This window comes from Halioglobus japonicus (assembly GCF_001983995.1).
Taxonomy (GTDB): Bacteria; Pseudomonadota; Gammaproteobacteria; order Pseudomonadales; family Halieaceae; genus Halioglobus; species Halioglobus japonicus.
Genome location: NZ_CP019450.1, coordinates 432857 through 456433 on the forward strand (window position 1 = coordinate 432857; position 23577 = coordinate 456433).

29 protein-coding genes are annotated in these 23577 nt (G+C 59.6%); 20 read left to right on the forward strand and 9 right to left on the reverse strand.

Annotated features, from left to right (window positions below; translation table 11 throughout):
* Positions 1-73 precede the first annotated feature (73 nt).
* From BST95_RS02040 to BST95_RS02055, 4 genes are read left to right on the forward strand one after another with little or no spacing between them, the layout of a single operon-like run.
* Entirely contained in the window at positions 74-1483 is a 1410-nt protein-coding gene (locus BST95_RS02040; RefSeq protein ID WP_169843828.1) for an amidohydrolase family protein, read from the forward strand.
* Positions 1480-2040, forward strand: a complete 561-nt coding sequence (locus BST95_RS02045; RefSeq protein ID WP_229801835.1) for a cupin domain-containing protein — start codon at positions 1480-1482, stop codon at positions 2038-2040. The genes BST95_RS02040 and BST95_RS02045 overlap by 4 nt, the downstream gene beginning before the upstream one ends.
* 2 nt (positions 2041-2042) lie before the next feature.
* Positions 2043-2906 carry a DMT family transporter gene (locus BST95_RS02050; protein WP_084197954.1) on the forward strand — a complete coding sequence of 288 codons (864 nt, stop codon included), beginning with the start codon at positions 2043-2045 and terminating at the stop codon, positions 2904-2906.
* 56 nt (positions 2907-2962) lie between these two features.
* Complete coding sequence (locus BST95_RS02055; protein WP_084197955.1) at positions 2963-3751, forward strand: thioesterase family protein; 789 nt, start codon at positions 2963-2965, stop codon at positions 3749-3751.
* 38 nt (positions 3752-3789) lie between these two features.
* Here BST95_RS02055 and BST95_RS02060 read toward each other — a convergent pair whose 3' ends face one another.
* Genes BST95_RS02060 through BST95_RS21270 form a run of 3 tightly spaced genes read right to left on the reverse strand, consistent with a single transcriptional unit; the run spans position 3790 to position 6000 of the window.
* Positions 3790-5019 (reverse strand): alpha/beta hydrolase family protein, encoded by a 1230-nt coding sequence (locus tag BST95_RS02060; RefSeq protein ID WP_084197956.1) that lies wholly within the window; start codon positions 5017-5019, stop codon positions 3790-3792.
* Between the two features lie 55 nt (positions 5020-5074).
* Positions 5075-5656: an SRPBCC family protein gene (locus tag BST95_RS02065; RefSeq protein ID WP_084197957.1), complete on the reverse strand. Its 582-nt coding sequence runs from the start codon at positions 5654-5656 to the stop codon at positions 5075-5077.
* Positions 5657-5688: 32 nt separating this feature from the next.
* Positions 5689-6000 (reverse strand): Rieske 2Fe-2S domain-containing protein, encoded by a 312-nt coding sequence (locus BST95_RS21270; protein WP_373295109.1) that lies wholly within the window; start codon positions 5998-6000, stop codon positions 5689-5691.
* Here BST95_RS21270 and BST95_RS20260 point away from each other — a divergent pair.
* The 3 genes from BST95_RS20260 to BST95_RS02075 all read left to right on the forward strand — a co-directional run bounded on the left by BST95_RS20260 (position 5920) and on the right by BST95_RS02075 (position 7561).
* Entirely contained in the window at positions 5920-6189 is a 270-nt protein-coding gene (locus tag BST95_RS20260) for a hypothetical protein (protein ID WP_229801839.1), read from the forward strand. The two genes, BST95_RS21270 and BST95_RS20260, sit on opposite strands and share 81 nt — an antisense overlap.
* 77 nt (positions 6190-6266) lie before the next feature.
* Positions 6267-6395 (forward strand): hypothetical protein, encoded by a 129-nt coding sequence (locus BST95_RS20835; RefSeq protein ID WP_268245008.1) that lies wholly within the window; start codon positions 6267-6269, stop codon positions 6393-6395.
* A gap of 101 nt (positions 6396-6496) precedes the next feature.
* Positions 6497-7561, forward strand: a complete 1065-nt coding sequence (locus BST95_RS02075) for an alpha/beta hydrolase (RefSeq protein ID WP_084197959.1) — start codon at positions 6497-6499, stop codon at positions 7559-7561.
* A 4-nt stretch (positions 7562-7565) separates the two neighbouring features.
* Here the strand turns inward: BST95_RS02075 and BST95_RS02080 are convergent, their stop codons facing one another.
* From BST95_RS02080 to BST95_RS02090, 3 genes are read right to left on the reverse strand one after another with little or no spacing between them, the layout of a single operon-like run.
* Complete coding sequence (locus BST95_RS02080) at positions 7566-8168, reverse strand: LysE family translocator (RefSeq protein ID WP_084197960.1); 603 nt, start codon at positions 8166-8168, stop codon at positions 7566-7568.
* A 50-nt stretch (positions 8169-8218) separates the two neighbouring features.
* Positions 8219-8623, reverse strand: coding sequence for a DUF1761 domain-containing protein (locus tag BST95_RS02085; RefSeq protein WP_084197961.1), 405 nt, complete (start codon positions 8621-8623; stop codon positions 8219-8221).
* Between the two features lie 59 nt (positions 8624-8682).
* On the reverse strand, positions 8683-8898 hold the full coding sequence (locus BST95_RS02090) for a DUF6316 family protein (RefSeq protein ID WP_066053351.1): 216 nt from the start codon (positions 8896-8898) through the stop codon (positions 8683-8685).
* Between the two features lie 167 nt (positions 8899-9065).
* Between BST95_RS02090 and BST95_RS02095 the strand changes: the two genes are divergently transcribed.
* The 10 genes from BST95_RS02095 to BST95_RS02140 all read left to right on the forward strand — a co-directional run bounded on the left by BST95_RS02095 (position 9066) and on the right by BST95_RS02140 (position 19036).
* Positions 9066-9680, forward strand: coding sequence for a fumarylacetoacetate hydrolase family protein (locus BST95_RS02095; RefSeq protein WP_084197962.1), 615 nt, complete (start codon positions 9066-9068; stop codon positions 9678-9680).
* Positions 9681-9827: 147 nt separating this feature from the next.
* Entirely contained in the window at positions 9828-10985 is a 1158-nt protein-coding gene (locus BST95_RS02100) for a cyclic di-GMP phosphodiesterase (RefSeq protein WP_276205927.1), read from the forward strand.
* Positions 10985-12214 (forward strand): putative bifunctional diguanylate cyclase/phosphodiesterase, encoded by a 1230-nt coding sequence (locus BST95_RS02105; RefSeq protein WP_084197963.1) that lies wholly within the window; start codon positions 10985-10987, stop codon positions 12212-12214. The genes BST95_RS02100 and BST95_RS02105 overlap by 1 nt, the downstream gene beginning before the upstream one ends.
* Before the next feature lie 79 nt (positions 12215-12293).
* Positions 12294-12845 carry an HNH endonuclease gene (locus BST95_RS02110; protein ID WP_084197964.1) on the forward strand — a complete coding sequence of 184 codons (552 nt, stop codon included), beginning with the start codon at positions 12294-12296 and terminating at the stop codon, positions 12843-12845.
* A gap of 103 nt (positions 12846-12948) precedes the next feature.
* Positions 12949-13917 carry an AAA family ATPase gene (locus tag BST95_RS02115; RefSeq protein WP_084197965.1) on the forward strand — a complete coding sequence of 323 codons (969 nt, stop codon included), beginning with the start codon at positions 12949-12951 and terminating at the stop codon, positions 13915-13917.
* Positions 13918-13921: 4 nt separating this feature from the next.
* Entirely contained in the window at positions 13922-14851 is a 930-nt protein-coding gene (locus BST95_RS02120; protein ID WP_229801847.1) for a DUF58 domain-containing protein, read from the forward strand.
* Positions 14848-15348, forward strand: coding sequence for a DUF4381 domain-containing protein (locus tag BST95_RS02125; protein ID WP_084197967.1), 501 nt, complete (start codon positions 14848-14850; stop codon positions 15346-15348). The genes BST95_RS02120 and BST95_RS02125 overlap by 4 nt, the downstream gene beginning before the upstream one ends.
* A complete protein-coding gene (locus tag BST95_RS02130) occupies positions 15341-16333 on the forward strand; it encodes a VWA domain-containing protein (RefSeq protein ID WP_084197968.1) in 993 nt (330 codons plus the stop codon). The genes BST95_RS02125 and BST95_RS02130 overlap by 8 nt, the downstream gene beginning before the upstream one ends.
* The gene (locus BST95_RS02135; RefSeq protein WP_084197969.1) at positions 16323-17960 is read left to right on the forward strand and encodes a vWA domain-containing protein; all 1638 of its coding nucleotides are present in this window, start codon (positions 16323-16325) and stop codon (positions 17958-17960) included. The genes BST95_RS02130 and BST95_RS02135 overlap by 11 nt, the downstream gene beginning before the upstream one ends.
* On the forward strand, positions 17957-19036 hold the full coding sequence (locus BST95_RS02140) for a BatD family protein (RefSeq protein WP_084197970.1): 1080 nt from the start codon (positions 17957-17959) through the stop codon (positions 19034-19036). Before BST95_RS02135 ends, BST95_RS02140 begins: the two co-directional genes overlap by 4 nt.
* On the opposite strand, the gene gcvT is transcribed toward BST95_RS02140, so the two are convergent.
* Positions 18996-20105, reverse strand: coding sequence for a glycine cleavage system aminomethyltransferase GcvT (gcvT, locus tag BST95_RS02145; RefSeq protein WP_084197971.1), 1110 nt, complete (start codon positions 20103-20105; stop codon positions 18996-18998). The genes BST95_RS02140 and gcvT overlap by 41 nt on opposite strands.
* 132 nt (positions 20106-20237) lie before the next feature.
* On the opposite strand from gcvT, the gene BST95_RS02150 reads away from it, so the two are divergent.
* The 3 genes from BST95_RS02150 to BST95_RS02160 all read left to right on the forward strand — a co-directional run bounded on the left by BST95_RS02150 (position 20238) and on the right by BST95_RS02160 (position 21628).
* Positions 20238-20747, forward strand: a complete 510-nt coding sequence (locus BST95_RS02150) for a shikimate kinase (protein ID WP_102106417.1) — start codon at positions 20238-20240, stop codon at positions 20745-20747.
* 294 nt (positions 20748-21041) lie between these two features.
* Complete coding sequence (locus tag BST95_RS02155; protein ID WP_066053317.1) at positions 21042-21263, forward strand: PA3496 family putative envelope integrity protein; 222 nt, start codon at positions 21042-21044, stop codon at positions 21261-21263.
* 158 nt (positions 21264-21421) lie between these two features.
* Positions 21422-21628 (forward strand): type II citrate synthase, encoded by a 207-nt coding sequence (locus BST95_RS02160; RefSeq protein WP_084197972.1) that lies wholly within the window; start codon positions 21422-21424, stop codon positions 21626-21628.
* Here BST95_RS02160 and mtnA read toward each other — a convergent pair.
* Both mtnA and BST95_RS02170 read right to left on the reverse strand, forming a co-directional pair.
* Positions 21623-22705, reverse strand: coding sequence for an S-methyl-5-thioribose-1-phosphate isomerase (mtnA, locus tag BST95_RS02165; RefSeq protein WP_084197973.1), 1083 nt, complete (start codon positions 22703-22705; stop codon positions 21623-21625). The genes BST95_RS02160 and mtnA overlap by 6 nt on opposite strands.
* Before the next feature lie 2 nt (positions 22706-22707).
* Positions 22708-23571, reverse strand: coding sequence for a hypothetical protein (locus BST95_RS02170; RefSeq protein ID WP_066053308.1), 864 nt, complete (start codon positions 23569-23571; stop codon positions 22708-22710).
* Positions 23572-23577: the final 6 nt, after the last annotated feature.

Consider the following 23577-nt stretch of genomic DNA (forward strand, 5'->3'; position numbering starts at 1 on the left):
AGTACCGGAATTACCGCGCCCGTCATCGCGGTGCTATGCTCACTCCTCGCTGACTCGTTCCGGAGAACGCCCTGTGCGCGCATTTTTGTCCAGATTAATTGTCCTTGCGCTCTGTCTTGGCGCACCTGCTGCCCTCAGCGCCCGGCAGCCCGACCTCATTGTCTACGGCGACTATGTGCTGACTATGACGCCGGAGCAAGACCTGATAGAGGACGGTGCCGTGGTCATTAATGGTGACCGGATCATCGCCGTCGGGAAGCGCGGTGATATCGACAGCCAGTTTGTCGCGTCCCGGACTTTAAGCGGCGCAGGCAAGGTCCTGATGCCAGGTCTGATCAATGGCCACACCCATACCGCCATGACCCTGTTTCGGGGCATGGTCGACGACCTCGATCTCATGACCTGGCTGAACCACTATGTGTTTCCCATGGAAGGTCGATTTGTCACCCCGGCGTTTGTACGCACTGGCACCCAGCTGGCCTGCTGGGAAATGATTCGTGGCGGCACTACTACCTTCGTCGATATGTACTTTTACCCGGACGAAATCGCCCGGGTAGTCGATGAGTGCGGGGTGCGAGCGATTGTGGCAGCGCCGCATATTGACTATCCCAGCCCGGGCTTCAGTGGCTGGGATGACTCCTTTGCCGCAGCCAAGGACTTTGTCGCGCGCTGGTCCGGCAAACACCCCCGGGTAACACCGGCGTTTGCACCACACGCCCCCTACACCGTCTCAGCGGCGCACCTCAAGGCCACTGTTGAGGCGGCAGCAGACAGCGATGCGCTGATTTCCATGCACCTGGCTGAGGCGCCGGCGGAAACGGCCTATATTGCAGAACATTTCAAGACTACGCCGGTACAACATGTCGCGGGACTTGGCATGTTCCACCGCAAATTGATCGCCGCACACATGGTGCAGCTGAATAAGCAGGACATCGCCATCACCGCCAAGGCAGGGGTGGGCGCGATTCACAACCCCACCAGCAATATGAAACTGGGCGCGGGCATATCGCCGGTACCCGCGATGCTCAGCGCAGGTGTCAATGTGGGCCTGGGCACGGACGGTGCAGCCTCTAATAACGATCTCGACATGTGGGAAGAAGTGCGCATGGCTGCCCTGTTACACAAGGCCAGCAGCGGCGACCCCACCGCCCTGCCAGCCACCACGGCGCTCGCCATGGCGACACGCACCGGGGCCGCGGCAATCCGCATGGGCGACCACATTGGCCAGCTCAAGTCAGGCTATCAGGCAGACATGATTCAGGTCGACTACACCGGACTGGAGCGCCAGCCACTGTACGACATTCGCTCCCATCTGGTGTACACCCTGGACGCCAGCGACGTGGTCACCACCCTTGTTGCCGGCAAGGTGCTGATGCAGGATCGCCAGGTGCTCACGCTGGACGAAGCGATTCTACGCAAGGACGTCAACCGGGCTGCGAATGATATTCGCGCAGCATTATCGGCACAGGGCGCCCCGCAATGAGGCTGATTGCGCTATGCTGCGCCGCCTTCACCACCAGTGCATTGGCCCAGGAGATGCCCAACGTGAATTACCCCGATCGCGATACTGTTATTGCCCAGCTTGGCCTGCAGGGCCACGTCGAGGGTGGTTACTTCAAGCGGACGTTTCAGGCCGATCACCGCCCCAGGATAGATGCCGGCATCGGCCCGCGCTTCACGATGACCTCGATTTATTATTTGCTCACGGCCGAATCCCCGGTAGGGCATTGGCATCTCAATCGCTCCGACATTGTGCACTACTACCATCTCGGGGCGCCGTTGCACTACTACATGATTCATCCCGACGGTCGCCTCGAAACCGCAGTACTCGGACCGGATCTCGCAGCAGGCCAGCAACTACAGCTCACTGTCCGCGGTGGCGTGTGGAAGGCATCGCACTTGCCCGGGGGCGATTACGGCCTGATCAGCGAAGCGGTGGCACCCGGCTTCGAGTACGAAGACATGACGCTGGGTGAGCGCGCAGCGCTGCTCGAGGTGTTCCCGCAGCACGCCGAACTTATCCAGGCCTACACTCGCTAGCCATGGATCGCTCCAGGCTGATTATTCTTGGCGTTATTGCCGTGCTGACCATGTCGGCCGTGCCGGTGCTGGTAAAGTCCACCGACGCGAATGCCGTGACCATTGGAATTGTGCGCCTGGGCATCGCAGTACTCGCGTTCGTCCCACTGGTACTGATCCGCGGCGAGGTGTTCCGATTTACCCGTCGCCAGTGGCTGCAGCTGACCATCATCGGTTGTACGTTCGGGCTGCACTGGCTGACCTATTTTCTCAGCATCAAGCTCGCCACTGCCGCCATCGCCACACTGACCGTGCTCACCTATAGCGTGCAGTATTTAATTCTGGCGTACGTATTCAACCGGGAGTCGGTCAGTCCCGTCGAATGGCTGGCCATCGCGATCTGCTTCAGCGGTTGCATTCTCGTGTCTCCCGAACTGTCATTCCAGAATCAGGTTACCCTGGGCATTGCCGTGGGACTGTTATCGGCGCTGCTGTATGCTGCCATGCCGCTGCTGCACCAACGCGCTGAGGGGATCGGCACCCTGGAGCGTACTTTCGGCCAGTTTTTCTTCGCGCTGATTATCTTCCTGCCACTGCTGGGCCAAGCCAACTGGGATTTGCAGCCCACCGATATCCACCAGTTACTCGCGTTGGGACTGCTCTGCACGGTGCTCTCTCACGGCCTGTGGGTGAAGAGCAGCACCGAGCTGCCCGCCATTTACTCCAGCATGATTTACTTTCTCTATCTGCCCGGCGCGGTTATCGGCAGTGCGGTGTTTCTGGATGAGGAACTCACGCCGCGCAAGTTGCTGGGCTGCGCTATTGTATTGGGCGCCAGTGCGGCCCTGTCGCTGTATCGCTACCGACGCAGCAAAACGGCGTCTTGACGCTGGAAAGCATTAGTTTCAAAATAGAACTATAGATGGTATCAAGAGGTTTGCCCATGAGTTTTGCCCAGGCCACAGCAGTGACGCCCGACAACGGCGCGTTTAATGCAGAAATCCATCCCGGCTGGGATATCGGCGGCAATGCCAACGGCGGCTACCTGATAGCGCTCGCCGCCCGGGCCATGTCGGCCGCCAGCAGACCCCACCCGGTTTCCGTCACCGCCCACTACCTGTCTCCTGGGCGGCCGGGGCCGGTCAATATCAGCACCCAGGTCGTCAAGACCGGCCGCACGTTTACCACCCTGCGCGGCACTGTGATGGGCCCGGAAAAACCCATTCTGGAATTGTTGGGCTGCTTTGGCGAAGTCGAGAACGTCGACGGCACGGTTCTGGTCGACGCAGAGCCACCCGCCATGCCGCCGCCGGACGAATGCTTCAAACTTGAACCCAGCGAGAGGGGCTTTCCGCCGCCGCTGATGGGCAAACTCGATATGCGCATGCATCCAGAAGATGCCGCGGCCTTTGAAGGCCGCCCCACAGGCCAGCCGCAAACCCGCGGCTGGATCCGCTTTCCGGATGACGAACCCGTCGATGCCTTTGCGCTTATGCTGTTTGCCGACGCATTCCCACCGACGATATTCAATACCGAATTGCCGATTGGCTGGGTACCCACCGTCGAAATGACAACGCAAATACGCGGCATACCGGAACCCGGTTGGCTGCGCTGTCGGTTTTCCACGCGTTTCATCACCGGAGGCGTGCTGGAGGAAGACGGCGAAATCTGGGACGAGAGCGGCCGCCTCGTCGCGCTTTCGCGCCAGCTGGCACTCACGCCCCGCGGCTAGTATCCAGCGCGGCTCGCGACGCTCGAGGTCGCGCTCCGCTACATCTGATCGAAGCCGATTTCACTCATGAAGCCGGCCATCTGCTTGAGGTACTTGCCCTTATCCAGATGCACCAGGTGATTGCCAGGAAACCAGTGAATACGCAGCCGGTCCCAGTGATCCCACAATAGGCGCGCATGCTTGGGTGGGGCCAGCCGGTCGCCGGCACCGGCAATGACCATGAGCCGCTCGCGCGGTAATTTCGGTCGATAGGTCAGCGCCGAATGTACCGCCAGCTCATGGCGGATTTCGCTAATGCTGGTGCCGGTGGCTTTGAGCGCCGCCTTAATGGGCAAATTGACGGGGAACCATTCCATGACCAGATCGGCGAGACTGACCACCGGCACATTGGGAATCGCAAACTCCAGCCGATCCTCTACCGAGGCGAGTAGCGCCGAGGTATAGCCGCCCAGGCTAATCCCTGTCACCCCAATCTTGCTCACGCCCTCAGACTCGAGCCAGTCCATAAAAATCCGGAAGTCATGCACCGCATGTGCAAACGATTCGCTGATATGCGCCGTGCCATGAGAGAAAAACCCGTGACCGCTGAACGGTGATAGGCGCTCGGCCCGAGCGCCATGGTGTGGCAGGGTATACAGGAGAATGTCGTATCCCTGGTTGTAAAACCACGGCAGGGCAAAAAACATCCGGTTGAGCCAGTAGGGGTCAGCCATGAATCCGTGAATAACCGCAATCGTCGGGCGCGGGCCATCATCGTGGCGCCAGTACTGGGCCTGTGCTCGCGCATTGCGCTTCTGGCGGGCATAGCGGTCGCGCATTTTCGGATTAACAGCGCGAAAGGGGCTCTCAAAACTGAGCAGTTCACAGCGGCCGTCACGGGATCGGAAGCGCCACAAGCCGGCACTGGATCGCTCCATGCTGACGCGCGAGGAGTTGGGTCGCTTGAAGAAAGCGTCGGGGTCAGCCTGATCGGCCTTGCGCTGATAGTAAGGGCGCTGGCCGGCATCACGCTTTAACTGCATGGGCTGAAAACTGCGGGGCACCGCCAGGCCGCTCAACATACTGGCACCGACAGTACGCAGCAACAGGTCACCAAAGGCGGTGGCGTCCACAGTTAACTCGGTGCGCAAATCCAGTTCGAAGTCGTCGGGAAACTTGTGAAAACTACTCTCGAGATTATCCCACCAGGGCTGCTCGGGCATAATCCGTCGACTGTGGGTATAGGTCTCGTTGGCCACCCGGGAAACGGTACTGGCGATGTCGTACATACACGGTCCTGTTATTGTGATTATTTTTCCCGTCAGTGTATCGAACGAGGCGGGATTAACCAGCCTCTTGCAGCGCCTCGCGGATGTGTTGGTGAAACCACAACACCGGTGTCTCAAGGCCACCAATCGGCCACTCGCTGTCCGCGCCAGAACGCGCCATGCGCTGAATACTCTCGCAGGCCGCAATATCTTCTGCGGCGAACACCTGCTCATTGATAAGCCTGAAGCTCGTGTCCCAGTATCCTGCCTCCGGGTCGGCATCGCCGGGGATCAACATATCGTGTTGGACCTCACAGTGGTCGGTACCGTCGGAATAAACCGTAATCCTCGATACCCAGTCGGGGTGAAACACCAGCATGTTATTGGGGAACAGAGTGTAAAACGGCGTAGTCCAGGCGCGCAGATTCCACTGTGATTGCGGCAGTGCGCGGGCTTCGAGGATGGCCTTGCGCGCACCCACTGAGCGCGAATGGCGCCCGAGTTTGGCGAACACGGTGCCGTGTTCGAGAAAAAAAGGTTCCACAGAATCCTTGTGCAGGCTCTTCAGGTGGCAGCCCTCGCTAAACGCATCCACGACCAGCTTCCAATTGCAGTTGGCCCGGCGACGGTCACCGGTTCGTACCACATGTTCGGACATGCCGAAGAAATCTAGGTCCGCGGCTACTTCGCTCAGGCCCGCGTCCCAATTGATCTCCCCACCCCCCGGTTGCACCCAGACAAACCCCGCTCGCTCAACCAACGGCAGCTTGACCAGCGAATGCGCCTCCAACGCCAGGTCGGGAAAAGCGACCTGACTCGGCACATAAAGGGACACTTAAACGCACGGGCGCTGCCACAAGGGGCCGTGGTCAGGCGCGCGCCACGATGCCGGCAGGCGTTGATAAATGCATTGAGCCCGCCGTGACGATCTCGGTTGAGCAGCAGCGGCATGGTACCTACCTGCGCCGTCACGAAATCACCCGGATCTCGCAATTGACTCACATGGGCAATCAGCAGGGGATATTGCCGGAACAAGACCGCGAGCTCACGCTCCAGCCGTTCAGCGCAGATGTAGTCGTTGACGCGCAATACACCGCTCTCACCGTGTTGGCTGCGCTGCTCCTCGATCAGGCCAAGCATCTGACTGAGCAAGGTCGTCGCCTGTTGCGGATTCATGGCGCACCTTATTGAGCATCACTTTAGAATATTCAATTATAGTTTAATTCTGAGCTGGCTATACTGCAGAAGTGGACTTTGAGGAGACCACCATGAACCACGACCCGATCAATACGCTTGAGCAACAGGTACTGGCCTCCGCCAGCCGTTGCACCAGCTGCGACTCGTCGCACAAACCACCGCAACTGTTGGATGATGGCAACGACAATCTGTTAGATTGACGCCAAGACCTGTTCAGCCAGATGCCCAAGATCCCAGAGACGACCCGTTGATCGCCTGTTTCCAACCAAAACCTGGCCATTACCTGCGCCTTGGGACATTGTTGCTAGTAGCACTCCTGAGTGCCTGTACCACGCACGAACATCAGCCCTATCAGCCGTCTGCCAGCCCAACCGCGGTGAAGGTCTCGCTCGAAACAGGCTACTACGAATACCAGGCAGACACGCCGCAACCTGAGACCTACGCACTTCCCTTCCAGCAACTCCCCGGGTACCACGTAAGCGGCCTGCGCTTTCCCTCCAGCGAGTTAAACGGACAGCCGGACAACATGGTTGACGCACGCTACTATCGCTCTGCCGACAGCGGCAAAAAACCTCTGCTCATCGTGCTGCCCATCTGGGCCACCCACACCTTTCCCGCCACCGTGGTCTCAAACGGCTATGCAGTGCACAGTAAAGGGCAGGCCAATATCCTGTGGATGCAGGGAGACGGCGCCCTGTTCGACTGGTTCCACATCGCCGATATCCAGGACGAGGCAGAGTTCCGCCGCGAGGTCGATGCTGCTGCGGGGCGTTTTCGGGCGGTGGCCATCGACGTTCGTCGGCTGATCGACTGGGCGGCATCTCGTCCCGAAATCGACACCAACCGCATCGGCATTATCGGATTCAGTATGAGTGCCCTGGTAGGGGCCAATGTGGCAGGCAACGACTCCCGGGTAAGTACCGCTGTGTACGTACTGGGAGGGGCCCGCCCCGGGGATATGATGGCCGAGTGCAACCTCGTGGTTGAGTATATGCGAGAGAGTGTGCAGGACACCTTGGGCTGGGATCAGGAGCAGTATCGCGCCTTCTTCAGCGAGGCACTGGCCGCCGGCGATCCCGCTCGCTGGCGAGGGCGATATCGACCGGAGGGCACGCTCATCATTGAGAGCAGCCGCGACGACTGCATTCCCGCGGCCTCACGCGCCGCCTTGTTCACTGCGACCGGCAAACCCGAACGCATTGTCTATCCCTACAACCACTGGCAACCGTTTCTCTCGATGACCCCAGTGGGACGCAACGTGTTGACCCGCGATATCTTCGAGTTTCTCGACCGCAAACTGCTCTCGCCAGATACGCTGGACTACCGCGGCCCGCACCAGGTTACGTCCAGCGGCAACGCGCGCTGAACCCCTAGAGAAATACCGGATACAGCGAGACAACCAGCAGCAGGGCCATGGAGACGTTAAATGCCACCAGGCGCCGGCGGCTGGTCAGCACACGCTGCAATTGCAGCCCGGCCAGGGTCCACACAGAGATACAGGGCAGGTTAATCGCTCCGAACACCGCAGCTACCAGCAGCACCGCCAGCAGGCTCTGGTCGGGGGCGTAAACGCTCAAGGCTGTCAGCGCCATCGTCCACGCCTTGGGGTTAACCCATTGAAACAACACCGCCTGAACAAACGTCATGGGCGTTCCGGTGCTCTCCTCACTCTCCTCACCGGCCGGATTCGAGCTGGCGGTGGCGATCTTCCAGGCGAGGTACAGGAGATAGGCAATACTGCAGACCTTGAGCACAGCATAGCTGACGGGATAGGCGTCAAACAGTCCCAGCAGACCCAGACCCACCAACACCACCATACCCGTGAAACCCAGGGCCACGCCCGCCATATGCGGCAGCGTACGCGTGAGACCGAAGTTCGCCCCGGAAGCCATTAACATAAGGTTATTCGGCCCAGGCGTAATAGAACTGACAAAGGAAAACATCGCCAGGCCGGCAAAGAGTTCATAAGACATAGGGCGATTATGCGTTAATCAACTCCGCTTGTCTGGCGCGCAGGGAATGTTTATCCAAAGGCGCCAAGAATCGCGCCCATCAGGGCCAACTGGGCCACATTGTAGCCGGCGCCTATACCCCAGAGTCCGCGCGGGTTGCGTGAAAACAGGTAGTTGATACCGAAAGCCGAGGCCACGAAGAACACCCCGATAAACGCTCCGCTCGCGACACCTCCGACTACACCACCGTCAGCGGGCATCACCGCTGCCAGCGCGGCGGCCTGCACCAGCGTAAACACAAAGGCACTGCCCATAATCACCGCCGGATGCCCGGAATTTTGAATGTCTTCGTCCGACAGGCCCTCAAGGGCCTGCCAACGCTTGCCAAAGACAGGGCCGTACCAGATTCCGCCGACCACGAACGCCGATACCGCCGCCACGACGACAGCAATCCAATCGACTGAAGAGAAATCCATTGGGCTCACCTGTTTTATGTATTGTGCTATCAGCGCAGCACAGGCGAGCAACACGGGGGTTAGCTGACCTTGAGCTGGTCGTATTCCCGGGAAAGGTACTTTTGCTGCTGCACGCGGATATACATGTCGAGCTGGATCAGCGCATCATGCTTGCACGCAAAGGGCCCCTCAATGGTGCCTTCGCGAGTATGGAAATACCATTTATCGCCCTCGAGAATCATGCGCTCGGAGCGGAAAAAAGAACGTCCATCTGTGTCGGTACTGCGGTTATTCATTGTCGCTGTCCATGGAATGGGCTGCCGGTGCTGGCAGGACGGCCGGAGCAGGCCCCTATTATGCGCCCTGCAACGCCGCGTATCCAGCGTTATCGGCCAGTTGTGAGGCGACTTTAGTCCCCCGGAGGTTATAATTTCTATGACCACTGATTAGGGTATTTTCGCTCGTGAATTCTGTTTCCTGCCAGGGGCGCCAGATAACGCCCTCCAAGATCGTCTGCATCGGCCGCAACTACGTGGCCCACATTGAGGAACTCGGCAACGAGATTCCCGACGACATGGTGGTGTTCCTTAAACCCAATTCCGCCATCGGCAACACGCTGCACAGCGTTCGCGACGGCGAGCCACTCCACTATGAGGGCGAGATTGCACTTCTGGTAGAAAACGGCAGTTTCAGTGCTGCAGGCTTTGGCCTGGATCTCACCAAACGGCGCCTCCAGGGCACCCTGAAACAGGCCAGCCTGCCCTGGGAAAGGGCCAAGGCATTCGATGGCGCCGCACTGTTCAGTGAATTCGTTCCACTCCCGGGCGAGGTCGATGACCTGGCACTCGAACTGGATATCAACGGCTCACTGCGCCAGACCGGTCACTGTGGATTGATGATGTATCCACCGGCAACCATTCTTTCTCAACTGCGCTCTTTCATGACGCTCGAAGATGGCGACATTGTCATGACCGGCACCCCGGCAGGCGTCGGCGAAGTAGAAGCGGGAAGCCAATTTACCGGTCGTATCCGCCACGGCGACAACACCCTGACCAGCCAGTTCTGGGAGGCGATGTAATGAAAACGAGAACTGGCTCACAAAATCGCCACTCAATTGGCTACTAATTGCTAATTTGTCGGATTTTTAATCGACTTGCAGGAATTCGGCCAATAGCCTGAATTGCCTTATAAAAACGCACGGAGTGCGACAATGCGTCTAGTGAAGATGCCAGCAATGAGCCTACAGCCGGGGATGTTTGTCGCCGAGCTGGATCGGCCGTGGCTGGAGACACCGTTTTCACTGCAGGGCTTTGTCATCCAGAACACCTCCGAGGTCCTTTACGTTTCCAAATACGTCGATCACGTGTATGTTGACGCCGAGTACAAGGGCCGCCCGGTGTTCCTGAACCTCACCCTGGAGCCCACCGCCGACCAGGGCAAAAAGCGCCTGGAAATAAAAGAAGACATTGCCCACGCGAGAATCTGCTTCGACAACGCCGCCAATACCCTCGACAAGGTTTACGATTCACTGCGCAGTGGTCGCAACGGCGACTTTGAGGCAGTGCAGGAATCGATTACGCCGCTCATCGAAAGCGTCTTCAATAACAAGGAAGCGGTAGCGGCGCTGCTGCGACTGCGCGAGAGCGACGACTATCGCTATCACCACGGCATTTCCATGGCTGTCTGGGCCGCCATTCTCGGCCGTCAGATCGGCCTGCACCAGGACGAGTTGGAGACCCTGGCCCTGGGCTGTGCCATGTGCGATGTGGGCATGACCCAATTGCCGGGCGATTTACTCAGCCAGCCCCAGGCCCTCACTGACCAGCAGCTGCGCATTATTCGCGCCCACCCCAAGATGGGGGCAGAGCTTGTCGCCCAGAATAAAAACGTCAATATCGAAGTGCTGGCGATTATCGAGAATCACCATGAGCGCGCCGATGGATCAGGCTATCCCAGAGGCATGGATGGCACGTCCATCCCGGTGCTGGCGCGTATCGCCGGTCTTGTAGATGCCTATGACGCCATGATTACACCGCGACCCTATGCACCGGCACGCACCTCCCACGAAGCCATCCAGGAACTCATGGATGGCAAGGGCACGCTGTTCCAGGAATCGCTGGTAGAACAGTTTATCCAGGCCATTGGTCTGTTCCCCACGGGCACGCTGGTAGAGCTGAATTCCGGCGAGGTGGGGATTGTCACCCGCCAGAACGAAACCCGTCGCCTGAAACCAGAGATCATTATTGTGCTCGACGAGCAGCAACAGGAGCGCGACCCCTGTATCGTCGATCTGAGCATGCAGGACAGCAGCAACGAACGCTGGATTGCCCGCGAACTGTTGCCCGGCAGCTACGGCGTCGACAGTGAGGAGTACTTCATCTAATGCCCCGGCGCGGCAACATGATTGGTTTGGTCGAACTCGCAGATGCCGATACCCTGCGCGACCGACACGGTCACGCCTCGTTCCAGGAACTCAAAGAGGTATTCCGCAAGCGCCTGCAAGGCTGGGTCCGGGCCAAGGATGAGTGCAATCAACTCGAGGACGGCCGCTACTACGTGGAGCTCAAAGGCGTGGGCAGTCGCGGCGAACTCGAGCTCGCCACGGCCAAACTGCAACGCATCTTCCAGGAACCCCACTACCAGTTCGGCCGCCCGGTCAGACTCGAGTTTACCGCCGGTTTCACCCAGGTGTCGGGCGTGGACATTAATCGCAAGAGCGCCATGCACGAGGCGGGAGTGGCGCTGCGTCAGGCGCGCAGCAGTTCGCGCCCCTACGACCTCTACCAACCCCAGCAGGAAATGGATCCGGATGCGGAGCGCAAACTGGTCCGCAAGCTGGAGAACGCTCTGGAAGTCGGTGAACTACAGCTTCACTACCAGCCCAAGGTACACGCCAAGTATCACTCTCTCATGGGTGCCGAGGCCCTGCTGCGCTGGCACACCAGTGACAAACTCATCGGCCCGAACAAGTTCATCCAGATCGCCGAGCGCCACGAGGTGATCACCCACATTACCTGGTTTGCCATCAAGTCGGCGGTGGCGCGCCTCGCGCGCTGGCCGGAAGAGCTCAGCATCGCTGTTAATGTCGCACCCAACCTGCTGCTCAATGACCAGATTCTCTCCGTAGTCCACGATGCGCTGGATATTTACGGCGTCACTCCGGGAAGACTCACCATTGAGGTGACCGAGCGAGTCATGATTGACGACCCCCAGGTGATGCTGCAGCAACTGGGCCGGCTGCGGAAACTCGGGGTAAAAATTTCCCTCGACGATTTCGGTACAGGCTTCTCATCACTATCCTACTTTCGCGACCTTCCCGTTGACGAAATCAAGATCGATAAGAGCTTTGTCAGCATGATGGTTGAGTCGGAAAAAGACCTAGCTATTGTGAAAGCCGTTATTGGCCTCGCCCACAACTTCTCCATGCGCGTGGTTGCCGAAGGTGTAGAGACCATGGACATTGCCAGACAGCTGTCGGATCTCGGCTGCGATGTATTGCAGGGCTATGTGTTCGATAAACCCCTGCCGGTGGAAGTCTTCGAACTCGACTACGGGCTGGCCCGTGACGCATCCGGGCGTCTGCGATCAAAGCCGCCCTCCTCGCTCAACTGAGCAAGCACAGCGCCAAATTCGCGATTGTTATCTTCATGCTTTTGCAGTAGCTTGATAGCAGGTCTGCGAGTGAGAGCTCATGCAATCGATCCTGCGACTGGACGTAGCGGGTCAGCCGAGAGGCTGGATCAGCGCACAAGAGGCAGTTTCTGCCTATGCCAGAGGCGATGTTATTTGGGGCATCGGGGATCCCCTCCCCCCGGTATTTGGTGGCATTCAGCGGCTCACCGGTCTGCGCTCCAGAATCGACCTGCAACCCATTATTGCCCTGCAGGGCAGAGTATTCCGCGGCTTCAGCCCCCCCCTGTGTAATCGCACCCTGTTCCGCCGGGACGACTATCGCTGCCTGTACTGTGGTCAGCAACATACCCGTGGCGAGCTCACCCGCGACCACGTAATGCCCACTTCGCGGGGCGGCCTGGACCGCTGGGAAAACGTGGTCGCCGCCTGCCGTCGCTGCAACTGGCAGAAAGACAACATGACACCGGAAGAAGCCGACATGCCGCTGCTGGCGGTGCCATTCAGACCCAATTCATTTGAGTGGCACTTCCTGGCCAAGGAGCGCATCCTGGCGGACCAGATGGAATACCTTTCCCGGCAGTTCAACGCAGAGCGGGACTGGGCGAACTAGCACCGCCGACGCTGCAATCAGTTTTCATGCCGCTGAGGCCTGCACCACCCAGAGTGCTTGGCTATACTCTACGCCAGCCCGCCAGTAGTAGAAGGAATCCACCTTGTCCAGCGAACACTTAAGCGCAGTAAACTCGATGATGGAGCAAATGGCCCGCTCGGTCATAGGCCAGGATGAAGTAGTGCGCACGCTGACGCTGGCCCTGCTATGCAATGGCAACGTCTTGCTGGAGGGCCTGCCAGGCACCGCCAAAACCCGCTCCATTAAAACCCTGTCGCAAGTGCTCGAAGCTCGCCTGGGCCGCATTCAGTTCACTCCCGATCTGCTGCCCTCAGACGTCACCGGCAACGAGGTTTATCAGGATAACCAGGGCGTATCGGAACTGATTTTCCAGGAGGGCCCAATCTTCAACGAGCTGGTACTGGCTGATGAAATCAATCGCGCCCCAGCCAAGGTACAGGCCGCGCTTCTGGAAGCCATGGAAGAGCGACAGGTCACCGTGGCCGGTAAAACTTACCCGCTTGCAGAACTATTCATGGTACTGGCCACCCAGAACCCCATCGAGCAAGAAGGCACCTACCCGCTGCCGGAAGCGCAAATGGACCGTTTCCTGATGAAAATCGCGGTGAATTATCCCGACACCGAGGCAGAGCTTGCGATTGTGCGTATGCTCCAGGAAGAGGAAGCGCAAGCCGGCACTCAGCTCACGGTCATTGCCCAGCAACATATTTTCGCCGCGCGCGACACTATTGGCGCAATGCAGATATCGCCTCCCGTAGAGCAATACCTGGTTGATCTGGTCATGGCGACGCGTCAACCGGAGGCCTTTGGTAACAAGCTGTCTGGCTGGATAGATACCGGCTCCAGCCCGAGAGCTACCATCGCCCTGCATCGCACTTCCCGGGCCAGTGCCTGGCTTGATGGCCGCGATCACGTCACCCCCGCCGATGTTCGCTCCGTCGCCCACGCCGTGCTACGCCACCGTCTCATCCTCAGCTACGACGCCATGGCCGACCGGGTCAGCGCAGACACGGTGATCGACGAGATCATAGCCCAGGTCGCTGTTGGCTGACGCTGTGTCTGAAGACGGTATTTACACCAACCTGCACGCCCTCGTTCGCCTGCGTTATACCGCCGGCGGCTTTAGCTACCTGCCAAAGCAGCCGGTGCGCTCACTGCTGGCGGGCCGCAAGCGCAGCAAGCTGCGCGGCCGCGGGCTGGACTTCGATGAACTGCGTCACTACCGGCCCGGAGACGATATCCGCACCATGGACTGGCGGGTCACCAACCGCACCGGCAAACCCCACGTGCGGGTATATACCGAGGAACGGGACCGGCCGGTGGTCGTAGTGGTCGACCAGCGAATGCCGATGTTCTTTGGCAGTACCCGGAAAATGAAGTCAGTGGTGGCCGCCGAAGCCGCTGCCATTACCGCCTGGCGCGTGCTGGGCGTCGGCGACCGGATTGGCGCCATTATGTTCAACGACGAGCGTGTACTCGACATACGCCCAGCCCGCAGCGAAAAAAAGGTCATGGCATGGCTGGGCGACCTGGAAGACATGAATCGCCAGTTGTCAGTCAATTCCGGCACCGCCGCGCGACCCGATGCCCTGGCCCAGGCACTGGAAGCCACCCAGCGAATGATCAGCCACGACTACCTGGTTATTCTGGTCTCCGATTTTTTTGGCTGGAACGACCAGTCACTGCAGAGTATCCGCCGTATTGGCGAGCACAACGACATCATCTGCACCATGATTTACGACCCTCTGGAGCGCGATATCTCCCGGGCGGATCAACTGGTGGTCAGCGATGGCCGCTATCAGTTGGAGATCAATCCCGGCAAAGAAGGCCTGGGGCAGCGCTTTGAGGATCAGTTCAAAAGCAACTTTGCCAGAGTACAGGCGGCGCTTATGCGCCACGAGGTACCCGTCATCCAACTGCATACCGACGCAGACACTGCGTCCCAGCTGCGCCAGCAACTGGGTGGCGAGAGGCCGCTGCGGTGAGCTTGCCAGACCTTCCGGACATATTTGGCAACTACGTTCTGGGCGAGGACTTCAACGAGGTCGTCTCCCCCGAGGCGGTCAACTGGCTGCCGCAGACGCCCGGTTGGTACGTGGTCGGTGCAATAGCGCTTGCCTATGCTGCGCGTTACAGCTGGCGGCGGCTGCGTTACTGGTATCGTAACCGCTATCGCAAGGAAGCCCGGCAGAAGCTCGCCAACCTCGAGCACAATGGTGCGGCAGTCGCAGCAATTAACCAAGTGCTCAAGCTTTCAGCGCTGGCCGCTTTCCCCCGGGAAGAGGTGGCGCGCCTATCGGGAACGCCTTGGGTCGACTTCCTCAACAGCCGCTGTGAAGCGCCAGTGTTTGATTCTGAGCAAGCCCAATTACTGGCGGAAGCGGTGTACACCGATCGTCAGCTGGACGCGCGCGTCAGCAACGATCTTATCGCCGCCAGCCAGGCGTGGCTCAATCTACACAGGAATCGCTACGGTGATTGAACTCGCACTGCCCTGGGCGCTGCTGCTGTTGCCGCTGCCGGCTCTGATGCGCCTGCTGCCGGCATACAAGGAAAGCCGCGATTCCGTCAAGGTACCGTTCTTCGATCAACTTGTGGCGCTCAGCGAGCAACGCCCTGAAGAGGGCGCCCGAATTCTACGCCGCGATCGCGTGCAAAAAATTCTCGTCGCCTTTACCTGGCTATGCCTGGTACTTGCGGCCACCAAACCGCAGTGGATTGGCGCGCCGATTGAGCAACAGAAATCAGGCCGCGACCTGATGGTGGCCGTGGACTTGTCGGGCTCTATGGAAGCCCGCGATTTTGCGCTACCGGACGGCACCACGCTGAACCGCCTGGAAGCGGTGAAAATTGTCCTCGATGAACTGGCCAGTCAGCGCGCCTCCGATCGGCTGGGACTGATCGTGTTCGGCGCCGCCGCCTATCTACAGACACCGTTCACCGACGAACACGAAGTATGGCAACAACTTCTGGGGGAGACGGAAATTGGTATGGCTGGGCCCAGTACGGTGTTTGGGGATGCGATTGGTCTAGCCATAAAGCTCTTTCGTGAAAGCAATGCCGACAACCGTGTGCTGATCATGCTCACTGACGGCAATGATACCGGGAGTACGGTACCACCTGTGGATGCGGCCAAGGTCGCCGCGGCCAACAACATTCGCATCTACACCATCGCCATTGGCGACCCGACGACCGTAGGTGAGGACGCGCTGGATACACAGACCATCGAGCGAGTCAGCGAACTCACTAGGGGCCGCAGCTTCCAGGCCCTGGACCAGGCGCAGATGCGCGAGGCCTACGCCACCATTGCGAGCATGGAACCGGAACTCTACGAAAGTGTTTCGTTCCGCCCTCACCAGAGCCTGCATTGGGTACCGGTGGCCGTCGCTGTCATTGCGTTCATCTGCTACCACTTGTTCATGGCGGCCTGGACATGGCATCAGGGGAGGCTGCGCCGTGCTGCCTGACCTGACCTACTTCCACTTTCTGCGACCCTGGTGGCTGCTGGTATTACTGGTATGGGTAGCGCTGGCGGTAGTCATGCGGCTACGCAAGGACCAGGGCGACATGTTCAAAGGTATTATCGCGCCCCACCTGCTGGAACATCTGCGACTGGAAAAGCGTGATTCGCGCTGGCTGAATCCTTCCACGTTCGGAATCGTATTTGCCGTCGTGACGGCTATTGTCCTGGCCGGGCCCAGCTGGCGACAACAGCCCTCACCGCTATCCGAAGACAAATCCGCCCTGGTAGTACTGCTGGATGCATCGTCATCAATGACCCAGCAGGATATCCAGCCTTCGCGACTGGTCAGGGCCCGCCACAAGGCCTCTGACCTGCTCGCACTGCGGCCGGACAAGCGCTCCGCGCTGATCGCCTACGCGGGCTCCGCACACACAGTACTTCCACTGACCGCCGACCAGGATATTCTGAATCAGTACCTGCAGGCGATAAAACCCGTGATGATGCCGCGCCAGGGGAAATTCCCCGAGTACGCGCTGCCGCTGATCGACGAAATTCTGCGCGACACAACCGCCCCTGCCACGGTCGTGCTTCTCAGCGATGGCGCTGGCGCTGACTCAATCGCGGCGTTCAGCGCTTACTTTGCCGACAAACCCCACCAGTTCATTGTGCTGGGCATCGGCACTAACAGCGACGACGACGGGCTGGTGCCTCTGGACGAACGGGCGCTCAAATCCCTGGCCGATTCAGCCGGAGGCCACTATGTTGATCTGACCATCGACAACAGCGACGTGCGCGCCATCGAACGGCGTATTGAATCGCACTATGTCATCATTGATGACGATGCGCTGCCCTGGCTGGACAGCGGTTACCCGCTGGTGTTTGTCTGCCTGACCTTGTTTCTCATGTGGTTCCGCAAGGGCTGGACACTCAGCTGGAGCTGGCTGCTGGTTCCGCTGCTGCTTACTGGCTCACCCCAGCCCGCGCTCGCCCAGGAAGACGGCGACGCAGAAATCCAGGAACAGGCGCACACGCCTGTGGTCGTGCAGTGGTTTGCGGACCTCTGGTTCACGCCCGATCAACAGGGTCGCCTGCTACTCCAATTCGGCGACTATCGCGCCGCCGCCCGCCATTTTGCCGACCCCATGTGGAAAGGCATCGCCTGCTACTATAACGAGGATTTTATGCAGGCGGCCGAGTATTTCTCGCGCTCTGACAGCGATGACGCCCTGTTCAACGAGGCCAATGCCCGCAGTCACGGGCGGGATTTCCTGCGCGCCGTAAAGCGATACGACGAGTTGCTGGCACGCACCCCGGACTATCCCGGCGCCCAGGCCAATCGGGACAAAGTGCAGACGATCATCGACGACATCAATCGCATGAGCGAGGCGCAAATGCAGGAACAGGGTGTCGGCACGGAAGAGAAACAAATGGGGGGCGATGACGCGATTCCCGCCGATGGTGCGGAAGTCCTCAGCTTCGAGCAGGTCAAACTGAAACAGTACACCGCCGAGGAAATACTCGGCAGTGAGGCCACCCGCGATATGTGGCTGCGCGGGGTACAGAAGGATCCTTCAAACTTCCTGGCGGTCAAGTTCAATATGCAGTTGCAGCAGCGGGAGCCCGCGCCGTGAGGGCCGGGCTGATTCTGCTGTGCGTGAGCCTGCTGCTGCCACCGGCGGTAAGCGCAGAGAGCCCACTGCAGCCATTGCTGGAGGCGGGCCAACTTACGATCGATAGCAGCATGACGCCCGCCACCGGCGTAGTGCCGGGAGAGCGGGCCCTGCTGCATATCCAGATCGGCACCGGCACCTGGTTTACCGGCGGTGCTCGTATACGCCTACCGGAGGTGCCCGGTCTGGTGATCCTGCAAACCGAGGAGTTTGCCGCCAACTCTTCGGAGCGTCGCGATGGTCAAACCTGGGTCATGCAGCGCTGGACCATTGACGTTTATCCACAACAGGCCGGCCTCTTCACTATTGGGCCGATTGAAGTCACGCTGAAGGTCAACGGGGGCGAGCTGGGCAATCTGGAAGGCCCCGTGCTTGCACCAGCCACGGAGCTCGAAGTCATCGTTCCTGAGGCACTTGCGAACACGCCCTTTTGGGTGGCCGCACCGGAGTTCAGCGCACGCCAGTCCCTCGACCGAGAGACCGACGCCCTGACTCCGGGCGATGCCTTTGAACGACGAGTGGAGTTTCGCGCCAGTGATGTTCAGGCCATGATGCTGCCCACACTGCGCCAGAGCGATACGCCCGGCCTCGCAGCATATCCCGGCACACCGAATCTGGAAAACCGGATGAATCGCGGCCAGTCAAAGGCCACCCGGATAGAGACCGTCAGCTACGTGGCCGAACAACCGGGGGACTATCTGCTCCCTGCAGAGGACTTTTTCTGGTGGAATACCAAGACCAACACCCTGGAGGTCATCACGGTTCCGGCCGTCCAGATCCATGTCGAAGGCGACATGAATCAGCAGCCAGCAACCAACAATGCACTGCGCAGTGTTCAATGGATGGGTATAGGTGGACTGGTGGCCCTGGGCTTCATCGCCGCCGGCTTGTTGCGCTACCGGCCCTGGCGCTGGCTGGCCAAGCCAATAGCCGATGCGCGACGGGGCCTGGTGGCGCTGCGTCAGCCCGGGCTGCCCTCTCAACTCAATCCGGGCACTAGCCGCGGTGGTAGCGCTGCGGACAGAAAGGCATCTTAGTCACGGTCACCGGCACCTGCTTGCCGCGAACCTCAACTGCCAGGGCTGTACCCGGCTCTCCCAGGTCGCGCTCAATAAACGCCATGGCAATGGGGCCACCGTAGCTGGCGCCAAAGGCTGCAGAGCAGACCTCTCCCACCTTATGACCGCTCTGATCGACCACCGGCTGACCTTCTCGAACGGGTCGCTTGCCGTCAACAGCCAGGCCAACCCGACGCAACGCCGGCTTGTTTTGCATACAATCGAAAATCACATCCGCACCCGGAAAGCCTCCGGGGCGCGCGCCATCAGGGCGACGCACCTTGCTGATAGACCACAGCAGGCCCGCCTGAACAGGATCGATCTCGGTGCTGAGTTCATGGCCGTACAGGCACAACCCCGCTTCCAAGCGCAGTGAATCCCGGGCGCCAAGTCCAATCGGCTCAACCTGGGTAAACGCCAATAGGCGACGAGCCAGAACATCGGCTGCCGCTGCGGGGACTGAAATTTCGAATCCATCCTCGCCGGTATAACCGGAGCAGGTGATGTAGACCTCGACCCCATCGATTTGCGCGCGACAACCTTGCATGAACACCAGCTCCGCAGCGGCCGGACATAGCTCAGCCATGACTTCGCGAGCGGCAGGTCCCTGCAGTGCCAACAGGGCCTGGTCAGTCAGCACTTCCAGCGTCTGACCGGCAAGATGCGCCTGTAGGTGCTCGATATCCTGCGCCTTGCAGGCAGCATTGACCACCAGGAAGAACCGGTCTTCGGCCCAGCGGGTAATAATCAAATCGTCGAGCACGCCGCCCTGCTCATTGGTAAACAGCGCGTAGGTCTGGCCGTCGACCGCCAGCCCTTCAATATCCACCGGCACCAGGGACTCGAGCATCGCAGCTGTTCCAGCGCCCGTGATAATCACCTGCCCCATATGCGAGACATCAAACAGTCCAGCCGCAGCCCGGGTATGCAAATGCTCCTTGATGATGCCGGAGGGATACTGCACGGGCATATCATAGCCAGCAAAAGGCACCATCTTGGCACCGAGTTCGCGGTGCAATCCATCCAGGGGTGTGGTCAGCAGGCTCATGGTCAGGCTCCGGGAATAAGAGAAGAAGCCGGCACTCTACCCACAGCCCGGTGCCGGTGCAACTGCTGTCCGACTGGCGAGCCAGGCGAGGTTCGGGGATAATGCGCGCCCCCGAATTACCAGGACTGGCCCGTGTACAAATTCAATACCGTCAATCTGATTGGCATGCCCGGTGCGGGCAAAAGTACCGTTGGCGTGATTCTGGCCAAGCAAACCGGCCTGCGCTTTGTCGACACCGATCTCGACATCCAGGTCCGCGAGAACGCCACGCTGCAGGAAATCGTCGACAGCGAGGGTTATCTGCGCCTGCGCGAGATCGAGCACGATGTGCTCATGGAACTGGACCTGGACCACGCGCTGATATCTACAGGTGGCAGCGTGGTCTACAGCGAAGATGCCATGGCGCGCCTCGCCGCCGCCGGTCCCATTGTCTATCTGCAGGCCGACCTGGCAACGCTGGAAGCGCGGGTGGCTGCCGCGCCACCGCGGGGCATTGCCAGTGACAGCGACGACGGGTTCGCCGGTGTCTATGCGGAGCGGACCCCGCTTTACGAGCGCTACAGCGACATCACGATCAACGCCACCGCGGGGACGGCAGATCAGGTGGCCGCCGCCATTCTCGCGCAGCTGGAACAGCTGTAGTGGACATGTCCGGACAGCACCTGGAGCCCACTATCCTTCGATTTACCGAGTCTGCCGCTGGCACGGCCTTTGCAAATTAACTGTCGAGGCGGCCCGCATCTCTGCACTAATGGGCACCCGGCGACAAGGACGTCAACGGAGCGCAGAGAACACCATGGAGGGTGGCGGGCCGCCCGACAGCTACCGGCAAAAAGTTAGTATTCCCAACGTCGATATTTTTTGCTTAACTCCGCCTTGAGGCATGCTTAAACGAGCTGGCCCTTGGTTTTTGTGTAAATCATCGGGAGGTGATTTATGGGAGAGCGCAACCAGGAACCGAATACTTCGGAACCCCTGGAGGATATGTTCGAACCCGGCCTGGGCGACATGTCCGACGAGGACCTGGCCGAACTGGCCCCGCTGGCCTCGGACAAGCAACGCCTGGCGGAGAAACGCCGCCGCGCTGAGCAACGTCTGGAAGAGAAACGCCTGCGGGACGAGTTAGGTTACTACGATCTGGAGCTGGACGACTTCTAGTCGGCGCAAGCCACTGAAGTTTCGCTGACTTTGGGCGCAGGCACGGCCGCCACGGGGCAACCGGTGGTGACAGGGTCGGCTTCGCAGCTTTCAAACCCCACCCTCTTCCCGCACACCCGGCTCTCGCGCTAGCATGCGCAATCAGGGGGAGCCAATTTATGCCAGAAATAAAACACGAAGTTCGGCCCGTCGACGTCAATTACCTGTGCGACAAATGCAACCAGGGAATGATGGCCCAATGTGGATTCATGGACGAAACCAGCGGTGACATCGAGCACCGCTGCCTGATCTGCGATCACAAGCAGACGTTTCAGTGGCGCGCATACCCAGGCATTGATTACATCGGCGCCGACGAAGCCCTATAAATCGTACAGCTGTGCGCGCAACGCCTGGAGTCCGGCAGGGTCAGCCGTACAGCAGCCGTGCTCGGTGATCAGCGCCGACACCAGGCGAGCTGGCGTGACATCGAATGCAGGATTAGCGGCACGGGTGCCGGCCGCAGCCAGATTGATCTGGCGCGACTCACCTGCCCCGTCGACACCCGCCATCGCCAGCACCTCGCCACTGTCGCGGGCTTCAATGGGAATGTGTTCACCGGCGTCACAACGCCAGTCGACCGTGGACGCAGGCAAGGCGACATAAAAAGGAATGTTGTTGTCTGTGGCGGCCAGCGCCTTCAGATAAGTCCCTATCTTGTTACAGACATCGCCATTAGCGGCGGTACGGTCTGAGCCGACAACGACGCAATCGACCAGACCCTCGCGCATCAACTGCCCGCAGCTGTTATCAGCAACCACCGTGCAGGGCACACCGGCGCGCTGCAACTCCCAGGCCGACAAGTTCACACCCTGATTCCTGGGACGGGTTTCCGACACCCACACGTGCACGTTGAGTCCCGCTTCCACAGCCTTGTAAACCGGTGCCAGCGCAGTACCCCACTGAATCGTTGCCAGCCAGCCAGCATTGCAATGGGTCATCACGTTCAGCGTGTCGCCGCGCTGAGCCTCACGCAATAGTGGCAGACCGACTTCACCGATACGCGCACAACTGGCGATGTCCTCGGCGCGCAATTCCACGGCGCGTTGCCACGCCGCCTCAGCCCGGGCAAAGGGCATCAGCTCGCCAACCTCATCGCGAACCTGTTCCAGGGCCCAGCGCAGGTTCACCGCGGTGGGGCGGGTTGCGAGCAGCTTATCGTAAGCGACGGCCAGGCCCTGATCACTCGAATCATCACGCAACCCATGGGCCAACCCAAAGGCCGCGGTAATGCCGATCAGGGGTGCGCCCCGCACCTGCATGGCACTGATGGCATGGCAATAGTCCTCCAGTGATTCGAGGTGCACCCAGCGCAGCGTGTGAGGCAATAAGGTCTGATCAATGACCTCTACCGCGCCGGATGTAGCGTCCCAGCGCAGGCTGGACAAGTCATCCGATGAAAACACGCTCAGGCTTCCTGTGCAGTGGCATTCTCGGTATGGGAAGTTTCATGCTGCCATTCAAACACGTTCAGCTCGATGAAAATAAACGCAAACAGCCACAGTGCCGCATCCCAGAAGTCGAGGAAGTCACCTGCCACACCCCAGTAACCCGCTGCGCCAAACAAGGTGCCGTACAGCGCGAACTTAATCCACTTGGTGAAGGCCATAATCTGGTCAGACAGGTTACCGCGCAACTGCAGGCGGACTTCAACTTCCAGCATGATGACAACCAACAACCAGGCGGCGGAGTTGATGACATCCGTCCAGGCCAGGGCCCGGGCCGCGGCCAGCACCTCGCTCTCGGAGACAATCTGGAATCCGTTGAGCTGAAACCATTGGTTACCGGATACCGCACAGCTGGCTGCATCCAGCGGGACATACTCGTCGATATCAACCTGCATCGACAATCCCTGATCCAGCGACGCGCAAGGGTCGAAACCCACCAACGGAGAGGCGTCGTAGAGCATGGTGAGTTCGGCGTAGTAGCCAGTAAAAGCGTAGTACACCGCGGCATAACAGAGCAAGCGCACCCAGTGCAGACCGCGCTTAACCCAACCCTGAATACGATTGTCATCGAGCACCGATGTCTCCAGCTCAAAGAGCAGCAAGAGCAACACCCAGGCGGTGGTATCAATGGTGGCGGAAAAGACCTGAATAATCTGCGAGGGCTCAAAGCCATCGACAAAGGTGTGCTCCAGCGCGCCCAATTCCTCCTGCAAGAACAGGAAAACATTGAATGTCAGCAACACATAGACCAGGTATTTAACGCCGGTGTAAAGGCGATAGTTGAAATCGCTGCCGCCTAGCAGCGTGTCCGAATCTTTCGTCATTCCAGT

Coding starts and splice junctions, on each gene's coding strand:
- BST95_RS02055 (WP_084197955.1), top strand. CDS start 2,963: ATGAGTTTTGCCCAGGCCACAGCAGTGACGCCCGACAACGGCGCGTTT.
- BST95_RS20835 (WP_268245008.1), top strand. CDS start 6,267: ATGAACCACGACCCGATCAATACGCTTGAGCAACAGGTACTGGCCTCC.
- BST95_RS02105 (WP_084197963.1), top strand. CDS start 10,985: ATGCCCCGGCGCGGCAACATGATTGGTTTGGTCGAACTCGCAGATGCC.
- BST95_RS02170 (WP_066053308.1), bottom strand. CDS start 23,571: ATGACGAAAGATTCGGACACGCTGCTAGGCGGCAGCGATTTCAACTAT.
- BST95_RS02100 (WP_276205927.1), top strand. CDS start 9,828: ATGCCAGCAATGAGCCTACAGCCGGGGATGTTTGTCGCCGAGCTGGAT.
- BST95_RS02110 (WP_084197964.1), top strand. CDS start 12,294: ATGCAATCGATCCTGCGACTGGACGTAGCGGGTCAGCCGAGAGGCTGG.
- BST95_RS02045 (WP_229801835.1), top strand. CDS start 1,480: ATGAGGCTGATTGCGCTATGCTGCGCCGCCTTCACCACCAGTGCATTG.
- BST95_RS02065 (WP_084197957.1), bottom strand. CDS start 5,656: ATGTCCGAACATGTGGTACGAACCGGTGACCGTCGCCGGGCCAACTGC.
- BST95_RS02085 (WP_084197961.1), bottom strand. CDS start 8,623: ATGGATTTCTCTTCAGTCGATTGGATTGCTGTCGTCGTGGCGGCGGTA.
- BST95_RS02080 (WP_084197960.1), bottom strand. CDS start 8,168: ATGTCTTATGAACTCTTTGCCGGCCTGGCGATGTTTTCCTTTGTCAGT.
- gcvT (WP_084197971.1), bottom strand. CDS start 20,105: ATGAGCCTGCTGACCACACCCCTGGATGGATTGCACCGCGAACTCGGT.
- BST95_RS02060 (WP_084197956.1), bottom strand. CDS start 5,019: ATGTACGACATCGCCAGTACCGTTTCCCGGGTGGCCAACGAGACCTAT.
- BST95_RS02155 (WP_066053317.1), top strand. CDS start 21,042: ATGGGAGAGCGCAACCAGGAACCGAATACTTCGGAACCCCTGGAGGAT.
- BST95_RS02160 (WP_084197972.1), top strand. CDS start 21,422: ATGCCAGAAATAAAACACGAAGTTCGGCCCGTCGACGTCAATTACCTG.
- BST95_RS02050 (WP_084197954.1), top strand. CDS start 2,043: ATGGATCGCTCCAGGCTGATTATTCTTGGCGTTATTGCCGTGCTGACC.
- BST95_RS02090 (WP_066053351.1), bottom strand. CDS start 8,898: ATGAATAACCGCAGTACCGACACAGATGGACGTTCTTTTTTCCGCTCC.